General features: G+C 29.8%; 11 protein-coding genes. All 11 read left to right on the top strand.

The window, feature by feature from the left end:
- The first annotated feature begins 142 nt into the window (after window positions 1–142).
- The 11 genes from Q1B05_RS11625 to Q1B05_RS11575 all read left to right on the top strand — a co-directional run bounded on the left by Q1B05_RS11625 (window position 143) and on the right by Q1B05_RS11575 (window position 11,835).
- Window positions 143–793, top strand: a complete 651-nt coding sequence (locus Q1B05_RS11625; protein ID WP_299780856.1) for a hypothetical protein — start codon at window positions 143–145, stop codon at window positions 791–793.
- A gap of 780 nt (window positions 794–1,573) precedes the next feature.
- Window positions 1,574–3,514, top strand: coding sequence for an AAA family ATPase (locus tag Q1B05_RS11620; protein ID WP_299780855.1), 1,941 nt, complete (start codon window positions 1,574–1,576; stop codon window positions 3,512–3,514).
- A 160-nt stretch (window positions 3,515–3,674) separates the two neighbouring features.
- Entirely contained in the window at window positions 3,675–4,211 is a 537-nt protein-coding gene (locus tag Q1B05_RS11615) for a hypothetical protein (protein WP_299780854.1), read from the top strand.
- A gap of 158 nt (window positions 4,212–4,369) precedes the next feature.
- On the top strand, window positions 4,370–4,783 hold the full coding sequence (locus tag Q1B05_RS11610; protein WP_299780853.1) for a hypothetical protein: 414 nt from the start codon (window positions 4,370–4,372) through the stop codon (window positions 4,781–4,783).
- A 156-nt stretch (window positions 4,784–4,939) separates the two neighbouring features.
- On the top strand, window positions 4,940–5,641 hold the full coding sequence (locus Q1B05_RS11605; protein WP_299780852.1) for a hypothetical protein: 702 nt from the start codon (window positions 4,940–4,942) through the stop codon (window positions 5,639–5,641).
- 161 nt (window positions 5,642–5,802) lie between these two features.
- Window positions 5,803–6,324: a hypothetical protein gene (locus Q1B05_RS11600; RefSeq protein ID WP_299780850.1), complete on the top strand. Its 522-nt coding sequence runs from the start codon at window positions 5,803–5,805 to the stop codon at window positions 6,322–6,324.
- Window positions 6,325–6,393: 69 nt separating this feature from the next.
- Complete coding sequence (locus Q1B05_RS11595; protein WP_299780848.1) at window positions 6,394–6,876, top strand: hypothetical protein; 483 nt, start codon at window positions 6,394–6,396, stop codon at window positions 6,874–6,876.
- Window positions 6,877–7,184: 308 nt separating this feature from the next.
- The gene (locus Q1B05_RS11590) at window positions 7,185–7,763 is read left to right on the top strand and encodes a cytochrome b/b6 domain-containing protein (protein WP_299780846.1); all 579 of its coding nucleotides are present in this window, start codon (window positions 7,185–7,187) and stop codon (window positions 7,761–7,763) included.
- 82 nt (window positions 7,764–7,845) lie between these two features.
- Entirely contained in the window at window positions 7,846–8,787 is a 942-nt protein-coding gene (locus tag Q1B05_RS11585; protein ID WP_299780844.1) for an aldo/keto reductase, read from the top strand.
- 539 nt (window positions 8,788–9,326) lie between these two features.
- The gene (locus tag Q1B05_RS11580) at window positions 9,327–10,556 is read left to right on the top strand and encodes an aromatic amino acid transporter (protein WP_299780842.1); all 1,230 of its coding nucleotides are present in this window, start codon (window positions 9,327–9,329) and stop codon (window positions 10,554–10,556) included.
- A gap of 352 nt (window positions 10,557–10,908) precedes the next feature.
- The gene (locus Q1B05_RS11575) at window positions 10,909–11,835 is read left to right on the top strand and encodes a hypothetical protein (protein ID WP_299780840.1); all 927 of its coding nucleotides are present in this window, start codon (window positions 10,909–10,911) and stop codon (window positions 11,833–11,835) included.
- The last annotated feature ends 198 nt before the right edge of the window (window positions 11,836–12,033 follow it).

The raw sequence follows: 12,033 nt of genomic DNA, 5'->3' as shown, positions 1-12,033 counted from the left end.
TGTTACAGATACCTCTTAAACCCTGATTTTTTTAGAGGTCTATTATTCCAGAGGTTATACTTAGTGTTGTTTTTTTATCTTAGCAGGTACGCAACCTTTTTTTAAATCTGCATCTTATAATAAAACCTTAAACCAATATTTTATGACAACCAAGCTATTTCGTTTTTCTATTTTTATTTGTGGTCTTATGCTAAGTGTTGCAAGTTGCAATTCTGATGATGATTTGACGAACTACGAGGCCTGTGCCTACGAGATTGTTAATTCTCCAACAGACGATGTAGTGTCTGCAGAAGAAGAGGCTTTTGCCGAGTCGCTATTCGCAGCCAACACTATCGCGTCTGATGCCCTACAAATCACAGCCGTTAGTACAGATTTGTATCTTAATGATCATGTGTATTGCAATCAGTTTTTAAACGGCTTGCAAATTTTAAATCAAGATCTGATTTATCATTTTGATGCCGATGGTGCGTTTTATCAATTAAGCGGATACCGTATTACAGAAACGGAACTGGATACCGAAAAACGGTTAACTGAAAATTACGTTACAGACTTCTTTTTAAATGAAGTTGCTGAAGATGCTGCCAACGCTTTAGAACTAGACGATATTATTACAGATTGTGTCGATATTCAATTCGGGTATTACGAGCAATTTACCGGTGGTATCGATTATGAAGTCATCTCTTTAGTGAAAGCATGGAAAGTTACCCCACACGATGCCGATTATCCGGTGCTGTACCTAAACGATAGTAATTCAGACCTTATTTATTATGGGAATGGGATTCAGTCCAATTAAAATATTTGATTTTATCGCTATATTAGGATGAAAGTTAGTTGTTAACGGATAGACTTTATTTTTAGTATTGTGTTTTAACAAGGGATTATAGATTAAAGTTTTATATGTACAATAGTAATATGCTCTTTTTTATAAGGCTCACGCTACAAGCAATTAAGCTTGTCAATACTTCCCGATATCAAGGAAAACGCCACCCTATCTCTCAAAATATACCATTTAGCATTTGGAGTGTAATTTACGGCTCTAAACCTTCGATTATACTTGACTTCTTAGCAATTTAGTTTCAAAACAGTAAAATTTAACCATAGGTGTTTACGTATACGAACTTGGCAGCTTTTGTTTTAATAAATTTCATGATAATTAATGCAAATCACGGTCAAAAATGCATGAAAAACAGTCCAAATTCGATAGGGGTTTTGTTCGAGTCTCGTTCGAGTCTTCTTCGGTAGTGCTTCGGGTGTGTTTTTCGAAGCAAGATCGTTCTCCGAGGGAGGTATGCATCAGACTCGAATCGCATCCTAATCTGTTTCGGAGATTTTTTGTGTTTTGAAGTGTCTATTTTTCCCTTGGTTGGTGGTTTTTTGGTGGGTTAAATTTATGGCTTTGGGATAGGTGTATTCTTGTTAGTGTTAGTAAAATAAACATGTTAACACCTAAGCAAAGGCTTGTAACAATGGCTATAAAGACAATATAAAAGTGATGATATTCCGAAAAAATAAGTGATTATCGTTTATATTTGTTTTGATATAATACGTTGTAGCCAATTTAAAAAAAACAAGAATGATAATAGGACTTTCAATAAAATATTTTAAAACTTATTCTGCAACAAATTATATACCTCTCTCAAATGGTCAATCTTTTAATGGCATTGTTGGAAATAATGGAATAGGAAAAAGCTCCGTATTAGAAGCTCTTGATTGTTTATTTAATAACGGTCATTTTAATTTTAACACAACAGTTCGTAAAAGTGGTGAGGAAACAACGAACCCACATATTGTTCCAATATTTTTAATTAAAAAAGATGCGGATATCATAACAGCCGAAAATATTGAAATTGCTCAACAATACAGTGACTTTATTTGGGAAATAAAAGAAGAAGATATTATATCTCAAAATCGAGAACATTTAACATTACTTTTCAAACAGTTCGAAATATTAAAAAGAGATAATTTAAAAGACGAGTATTACGTACTTCCAATTGGAATAAATCACAATAAAGGAGTTGATTTATCCTTTTTTAACGTTAAACCTTTAGCTGATATTTTAAAAGAAGAAATTGGTTCAGGGAAAAAAATAGAACAAGTTCAGTTGGAGAAAATTTTTAAAGGGTTATTAGAAGATATATTAACCTATTACGAATATATTTACATTCCAAATGATATCGACCCAGCTACTTTTACAAATCTTGAAAATCAACATATTCAAGCATTAATGGGGAAAACATTAATTGATGTTATAGCTAAATGCGTACCTCGTTCTGAAATATCAAAGATTAATACTAATTTAAATAAATTTTTAAAAGAGCTAGAAGATGTTCTTTTAGAATATTCATTTAGAACATCTTCAGATAGACAATTAATGATTAGAAAAGCAAACGTATATAACCTAATTATTGAAGATTTTTTTAGAACTAGAAAACTACACAAGTTATCTGGTAAACATTGGTTAGATGTAAGTTTACTAAGCTCTGGTGAAAAACAAAAAGCTATAATTGATTTAACACAACATTTTTTAAACAAATACCGTGAAAATTCAAATAATATAATTCTAGCAATAGACGAACCGGAATCTTCACTACATATGTCTGCGTGCTACGAACAATTTAATTCACTTTTTAATATAAGTGAAATGTGTTCTCAACTTTTATTTAGTACTCATTGGTATGGGTTTATCCCAACAATATCTAATGGTAATGTTACGGTAATTACAAAAGATAATAAAAACAAACACTGCTTTGATTTAATTTCGGTATCAAATTATAGAGAAGAAATAAAACAAGAGTTTGAAAGTTCTAAAGGAACACTTCCATATGATATAAGACTTAAAAGCCTCAATGACTTTATTCAGTCTATTATTACAAGTATATTAAGTAATGAACCTTTCAATTGGCTCCTATGTGAAGGCTCTTCAGAAAAAAAATACTTTGAACACTATTTTAAAAACGAAATAGAGAATAAAAAACTAAGAATAATTCCTGTTGGAGGAGCAACTCAAATTAAAAGAATTTATCAAAATTTATTAGTTACATACAATGACTTTAAAAAAGACGTAAAAGGTACAGTAATATTATTAATGGATACTGATGCAAGTTTAGTAGAATTTGAAACTCTTAATAGTAATCATAAAAACTTGAAATGTTTTAGAATAGTAAATGATGATTCAAAAAATGAAACAATCTTAGTTGACGTCAATAAGACTCCTAAAACACCAAAAACAGAAATAGAAGATGTTCTTTGTGGAAAAACATTCTTTGATGCATTAAATAAATTTACTGGAGACGAAGATATTGATAAGTTTATATCAACAATAAACATCGATAATATAACAACAGAATCAGTATATTATTCATTAGACTTATCTCCTCGAAAACAACAAGCGTTATCTAAAATTTTTAAGAAAGGAAATTTTAAATTTGAGTTTTCTGAAAAATATATTGAGTCAATTTCAGAAGAACACATTATACCAAAATGGATTGAGGAACTAAAACAATTAATAAAATAAAACTGGCTACAACACCGTGTATAATTAATTGCTAGGTTCTTCACTACTTGCGAAAATTCCTGCGGAATTTTCACGGGTTCCTAAATGTTTGCTAACTTAGTTGCCTAACCACGCAACTAACCATACACAAACACGTTGTGCAACAGTTAAAAACAACATCGTGAAAACACTAATATTAATAATTCTAATTTCAATTTCGTCTTGTAACGGAACAAAAAACACGACTGAAATTGAATCAACTGAAAACACTCAAACGGAATTTAAATTAGCGGAATCGGATTTTGTTATTCTTCCTTTTAATAAAGATTGGCATTGGATTTTTAAAAATGTAAAGCCAACTGAACTCACTCAATCGGAATTAATTGAGATTGAAAATATTTTAAAAAACGTAGTTAAAGACAATAACGAAAAACAAAAAATAAGTTTAAAAAAGCATAACGAAGAATATCCAAAAAACAAATGGAATGAAACGGGCTTTGAATTAAAACTAAAAGGAAAGAAGCGACAATATGTTCCTGTTATTAATGAAAAAGGAGAAAAAGAAGTTTGGGTAAATTTTTTCTGTAGTGATTGGGGAAATGATAATTGGAAAAGCGACATAATGATGGTGCACGATGGCGGCAATTGTTATTTCAATTTAAAAGTGAATTTGACAAACAAAACATATTCGGAATTAGGAATTAATGGATATGCTTAAAAATAAAAACCGTTGCATAACACCGTATAAAAATAATTGCGGTTTAGTGCTTAATCAAAGGGCGTTGCGTATTTGTAACGTCTGATTATGGTATATCAATTATCTGCCTAAAAGCAATTTTAACCTGTAGCCATATTTCAGGACTAGACACAACTTAGATGACAGAATTAGAGATACAAAATAAAGAAATTAAAAAAGTACTATTTATTGTTGGTCTTCCAATATTAGTATTTGCGATTCTATATGTTTATTATCAAAATAATAATTTAGAATTGGTCAAAAAGGAATATGAAAAGATAAGAAGTGAAGAATATTACGGTCGTGTAATAAAAAAACTAGAAGATGGCGATTATCCTAGAGCAAATAGATATGTGATTTTAAAAAATAATCGCAAAGTAAATGTTTCAAATGAACTTTATAATAAAATAGCAATCAATGACTCAGTTTCAAAATCAAAAGATTGTGATTCTATTTATTTTTATCTAATAAAAGGAGAAATAGTAATTCAAGATGATAATGCATTTGAAAGAGATAATTACTTAAATTTATTAAACAAAAAACGTGAAAAATAACTACCTACAACACCGTATAAAAAAAATTGCTAGTTTTAGCTAAACAAAAGTGAGTTGCTCGTTTGCTAGCTTCTGATTTTCCTTCGGAAAATCCTCGCACACAAACACGCAACTTTCCTGGTACATAAACGTTGTGCAACATTTGACCAAAACCCTATGAATAGTAAGTTTATTCGAATATTAATCATCATAAACGGAATTTTAATTCCAATTTTTATTCTTTATATTTTTGGAAGTATTGTTTACGAAAAGATAGAAAAAGACGAGCCGATTGATTTATGCAACCTACAAATGGAAAATCAAAACTCATCTAAATTTAGCATACAAAATTCTGAACCAATTCAAATTCCGAACTCTGAATTTTACTATGTAACTGTTGAGAAAAAGTATCAAAGGCAATACGGAGAAATTGATATTGACATAAAGAATTCGCCGAATATGGTTAGACAAAACACAATCAATGTTCTGTTTTTAAACAAACAACAATCTGAAATAGGGAAATTGCTTCCTGAAAATGGTTCTATAACTTCAATGTCAGTTTTAAACCGATTTACAGAAAACCATGAAGAAATAAAACAAATAAAAAATATAGCATATTACATTGCAACTAAAGACACTAATGAGGACGGAATTATTGATAGTGCAGACCAACATTATGTTTATCTATCTGACTTAAATGGAAAGAATCTAAAAAAGGTGACCGACCGAAAAGTAAAAAAATTTCAATGGCTAAATCAAGGTAAAGAAATGATTTTGACTTTATATAAAAAAGACGACGATACTGACTTTGATTACGCTATTTACAATTTAGAAACTAAAGAAACTCGTCCAACCGAGAAACTGAACGAAATTGAATAAAAAACGTTGCACAACAATGTATAACCGCAATTACGGCGGATTCGACTACGTCCGAATCCACTCGGAATAGCTAACACCTGTTCTTAACTGAAAAACAATAACTTTAAACCACGCAACTAACTTATACACAAAACCGTTGTACAGCATTTGAGAAATACGAAATGAAAATAATTCCGTCAGATAAAATAGAAATATTAACTACCTTTTCAAATCAAGAGGTCAGAAAAATATTGGCAGAAAATATCCGACCAAAAAAACGGTTGAGAATTGGATTTAACAATTCTCAAAACAAGGAATTATTTGAAGGAAAGTTTGAGCAAAATAGATTTGAAATACAAAAGATAATAACTGGACGGAATTCTTTTATACCTCAAATAAAGGGGCAAATTCAACCGAATATGAACGGAACTAAATTAGTTGCGGATTTAAGAGTCCATACTTCTGTAGTTGTATTTATGATATTCTGGTTGACTTTTGTCGGATTTGCATTTATTATGGGAATTTTCGGAGTTATAAATCAAGGAGTAAATCCCTTTTTATTGGTTTTCCCCTTAATAATGATTGCATTTGGAATCGGATTGATTAATTACGGATTTAATAGTCAGAAAGATAAGTCAATATGTGACTTAAAGAGAATCATAAACGGACAAATAAAAGAAAAAACGTTTGCCAACAAAGTATGAAAAATTGCTAAATTAGATGCTTAAACATGCTTCTAAGCTTATGCAACAACGTTATATAATATTTAAATATTGATAAAATTAAGAGACATATTGCTAATATTTATAATTGGAATGCCTCTATTCATTTTAGCAATTCCACTAATAATAATTTTTATTCCGATTAAATATCTTAACCGAAAAAGGTTTGAGAAAAAATATGCTAAATTTTTGACCGAGAATAATGGGAAAAATTTCTTCTGTTACAATAATAAAAAGAACTCAAAAGATTACATTGAGGAAAATATAATTCCGAATCTGACTGACGGAATTGAAATTGTTTATCTGAATGGAAAAACAGTTGAATCGGATTATAATATTGAATTTGTCTCGGAGGCTCTTTACAAATTAAAAAATTATAACCGATTTCCTCACTTAATGAAGATTAGGAATGGAAAACTAATAGACAAATCAATAAATAACCCATTTTATAATATTCTGAATTCGAATAAACCAAAAAGTAAATTTTTAAATCAAATACATACATTCTTTAAACAGAATGACGTAATACCTTAGGTTTGCCCAAAAACGGGAAGTCTACAGGTTAATAGTCAGTAAAACACCTTTAGCAAAGTGATATTTGTACTAAAAAAGATGGAATCGATGTTTTTTTGACTACTCGATCCATAGAAATATTGGTTAGGATATTAAAGAAAATTAAGGTCTATAACTGTATGAAAACTAGTTTATGGTAACCGATTGCTTAGTCTAAATAGATTAAATAATTTCTCTAGAAAAGTCTTTTTTTTCTGCATATTTCTTACAAACTAAAGCAAACACGTTGTGCTTTATACTAGAAAATTATTATGTAACAAATATATATTATGGATAACACAAAATACTCTAAGGTCTATCGAATAATTCATTGGACAATCGCTGTTTCATTTCTTTTATTGTTAATTACAATTTTTCTGCGATTAACATGGATGAATAAAAATAATATGGCAGCTATTATACAGGATTACCTGAGTGGAACTAATCAGGTTTTATCTCAGGAACAACTCATTGATTTAGCAAAAAAAATAAGACAACCCATGTGGATTTGGCATATTTACATTGGCTATGTTTTAGTGGGATTATTCTGTATTCGTTTGATACTTCCCGTGTTTAGACATATGAAATTTCAAAATCCTCTCGATAAAACCCTGTCCACAAAACAGAAATTTCAAAAATGGACATATATTATATTTTATTTATGTGTCATTGTCTCACTTATTACCGGACTCATTATTGTACTAGGACCAAAAGAATTTAAAAAACCAATGGAAGAAATACACGTGTTAAGTATTTACTACCTGGTTGCATTTATTGGAATCCATATAGCAGGAGTACTAATAGCGGAATTTACTAACCAAAAAGGAATTATTTCAAATATAGTAAGCGGAACGAAAAAAGATAAATAAAAGTAAGAAAGCGCAACAAGGCATATAAAAAATGTAACATTAAAATAAATGTTGGAAATCTAATAAAAGAAATTTCTACTCTATGAAATATAAAAAATACATAGAAAACTCTATACATATTTCTGAAATAGGACTTGGAGCATGGCAATTAGGGCAAAACTCTGGTTGGAGAAGTGTGACCGAAACAGAAGCTATTAAACTTGTTCATAAATCGTTGGATTTTGGAATCAACTTTTTTGATACAGCCCCTAATTATGGACATGGATCTGGTGAGGAAAGATTAGGCAAAGCGCTTAAACATATTGACCGAAGTAAAATTGTAATTAATACAAAATTTGGTCACACACATACAGGTACGTTAAACTTTAATGCTAATTACATTAGAGAGTCTTTAGAAGGAAGTTTAAAAAGACTTCAGGTAGAGTATATTGACTCATTGATTATTCACAACCCACCTTCTAAATATTTTAATGGAAATAAAAATGATCATTACGAAATACTTGATAAATTAATTGAAGAAGGAAAAATAAAAGCATACGGTGCGTCTTTAGATACCTATGACGACATGAAGTTGTTAATGGATACAACACATTCAAAAGTAATGGAGGTGTTTTTTAATATCTTTCATCAGGATACTTTGCGCGGATTTGAACAAGCACAAAATGAAGACGTTGGTATTATTGCGAAAATTCCGCTTGATTCTGGGTGGTTAACCGGTAAATATAATAGCGAAAGTCGTTTTAATGATATTAGAAGTAGGTGGTCTAAAGAAGATATAGAAACTAGAGCTAAACTAGTAAACAAAGTTAAGTCTATTTTTGGAACAGAAGAAAACCTTGCTCAAAAAGCAATAGCTTTCTGTTTGGCTTATAATGTTGTTTCTACCGTTATTCCTGGTAGTGTAACTATAGAACAGTTAACAAGCAATGTCCAAAGTACAGATATTTCTATTTCACGCAGTCTTATAGAAGAACTTGAAAAATTATATCAAACTGAAATTAAAAAACGAAAACTCCCTTGGTAATAAAAAGTTTAAAATAAACGTTGCCTACACTCGTAATCGTTGCACAAGCCTTTATTAAATACTACAAAACAATATAAAACCGTCTTAATAGGCGTTTTTTTCTATTTATAATGCAAAATTCTGTTTCATTTATAGAAGATTAATACCCAGTAAAAGACCTTAAACAATGCATTATTTGTATTAAACCAAGGTCTTTGATTGAGTGAAGACCATCTTAGATATTTCCTTCTGCTTTACGTTCGCAATACTAAATTAATGTTACAGTTTCTCATGTGCATACTTTTTTATTTACATATATAAGATATGAAATCAACGAATTTTCATTATGCTATCAAGGCTTTTTCTTAATTTGAGTAGCATAAACAATGCATATAATATCTTACATTTTATTACATTTGAGGATTCTTTTTTCTGTGACTTAAAAATTGAAATTAATATAAATAAAGATCGTGAATTCAAAAAAAGTAATGATAAAAACTAGTCTGTGTTTACTACATCTTATTAAGGCATTTACAATTCTAATAAATTAAATCAATTTAATGAAAAACCAATCTGCCTTAACCGGCATTATGATAACAGCAGGAACTACTATAGGTGCTGGAATATTTTCTTTACCAGTGGTTTCGTCAGGTATGTGGTTTGTACTTAGTTTATTGTGCCTATTGTTTTTATGGTTTCTAAATTATTTATCGGCATTATATATATTGGAAGCGAACTTCCTTTTTGCTCCAGGAGCAAGTTTTGATACTATTTCTAAAAAAATATTAGGTAAAAACTGGAGCATTTTAATTGGTTTGTCCATTGCATTTCTTATGTATATATTGCTATATGCTTATTTTAGTGCTTTTGGTAACATAGTTATAGAAAGTCTAGGGTGGGATGTTTTTAAAACCAATCCGTGGCTACAAGGTGTAATGAGCATAGCCCTTGGGAGTCTATTAGCGCTTATAGTTTGGTTAAGTACAGCTATGGTTGGGCGTATTTCTACAATTTTAGTTTTTGGAATGATCCTTTCTTTTAGTATTTCAATGGCTGGTTTTGCTATTCAAATTGAAATGACTAAGTTATTGAATATCACAGAGAATAAGTCTACGTATCTTCCCTATCTATGGGCTGCACTTCCGTATTTCATGACGTCTTTTGGCTTAGCAACAGTAGTTCCCAGTTTATATAAATTCTATGGTAAAAATCCAACAATAATAAAAAAGAGTCTGCTTTGGGGATCATTAATAACCTTTTTTGTTTATGTCTTATTTCTCACTGTGACTTTCGGAAATATATCCCGACAGGAATTTATAGCCATTAACGCCGCAGGAGGAAATATTGGCCATTTAATTAATGCTTTTGGAAAAGACGAAAGCAGTTACATGATTAGTTTTGTACTTAATCTATTTTCTAATTTTGCGATTATCACTTCTTTTATGGGAGTAGGGTTGGCGCTGTTTGATTATATCGCAGATAAATTCTCTTTTACAGACCATGCAAAGGGACGTTTTAAATCTGCCTGTATTACGTTTATCCCCCCAGGAATTATAAGTTTCTTTTTCCCTAATGGATTTATTACCGCTATAGGATTTGCAGGATTAGTTGTTATTTTTGGTTTTTTTATAGCCCCTTTTTTTATTGTCAAAAAATTGCGGCATTCTAAAACGGTATCTATTTATAAAGTACCGGGTGGTTATGGACTTTTACTGTTTTTTATAATATCAAGTGTATTTGTAGGCGCCTGTCAGGTTCTAGCGATGTTAGATTATTTGCCTAAATGGTAGACTATAGCTTCTATTGTAAATCTATGTTTTAGATGAAAAAGGATTAAAATCAAAAATAACCTAATGTAAAATAACACATATAATAGGGGAGGTGTTATATAATAATTTACTTCGTTTAAAAATTGATTTATTTGTTATTGTTATTGTTTTTGTAATTGGTATAAAAAGGATATATTTAGTTGTAATTCATGATAATCCTTTATTAAGACTTGATATAGGAACATTTAGTTATGATAAAAGGAGTTGTATGCAATTACCTAAAAATCGAAATTAGTTTTATAACTGAAAGAATATCTATCCTTAATAAACTATTAACCCAAACTTTTAGAATTCAAAAAACCATAAGAAAAATATGAATGTTAGCAACCCTGAATTACTACAAATTCATTATTATTTAGAAGAAAACAGTCATTCTATGAATGCTTTGATACTAAACAAAGCAGAAGATGAAATTTTAAAAATTTTTGATGAAATTTCAACTACTCTTGGTGTACAGATAGTAACGGAAACTCAAGCTCTTGAAGAAGGTGGAATAAAAGCCATTTATAAATTTCTTGTTAAAAATAAATCAAGAGAAAAAGCTGTAGTTATAGGTGTCTTCTTAGCGAATATTGCTGGAACAGTCATATCGGATGTTGTATCAGAAAACATTAAAACAGATGCAGAATTCGAACAATTAAAAAAAGAAAAAATTACTTTAGAAATTGAGAAATTGAAAAACGAATTAGCTGAAACCAATGAAAACTATATTTATGATGAAAACAGCCAATTAATAAAAGATGTTTCAATCTACATTTCAGAAAAAAATAAGGTTAAAATATCTAAATCTAACTTTTATAAAAACATAAAAAAAGAAAGTAAAATTCAAAAAGTTTCCACTCAAAGATTAAATTATCAATATCAACCAATTTCTTCTGAAAAAATTGTTTCTAGGCAAGATTTTGAAGATTTTATTATTGACGAAGCCTCAATTGAAGATGATTATCAAGAACAAACTACTATTGAAATCGTTTCTCCCGTGCTAACAGAAAATAAATCTAAATGGAAAGCGATTTATAATGATAAAGATATTTCATTTACTTTAAAAGATAAGAATTTTAAAAAAATGATTGCTTCAAAAAATTTAAGTTTTTCAAATGGGACTAAAATAATTTGTGATTTTGAAACTAGACAGAAAATGAATAGCGAAGGAGATATAATAATCGGAGCACGAAGTGTTTATAGTGTTTCTGCTATAATTTACAGTGACGGAACAAAGGTTGATATTATTCCTAAATAAAACTGCATACAACACCGTGTAAAAAACATTACTTATTTTAGTTAAACCGAAAGGTTGTTGCTCTTTTGCTAACTCTGATTTTCCTGCGGAAAATCCTCGCACACAAAACCGCAACGTTCCTTACACGTATTCCAAGATAAAATCCTAATAAAGATTTAGTTTTTTTTATGCAGCATGCTGTTGAAGAACCACATAAGG

Origin of the sequence: uncultured Formosa sp. (assembly GCF_947500765.1) — a bacterium.
GTDB lineage: Bacteria > Bacteroidota > Bacteroidia > Flavobacteriales > Flavobacteriaceae > Formosa.
Note: the sequence above shows the minus strand (reverse complement) of the source record. Positions and strands in the feature narration are given on the sequence as shown.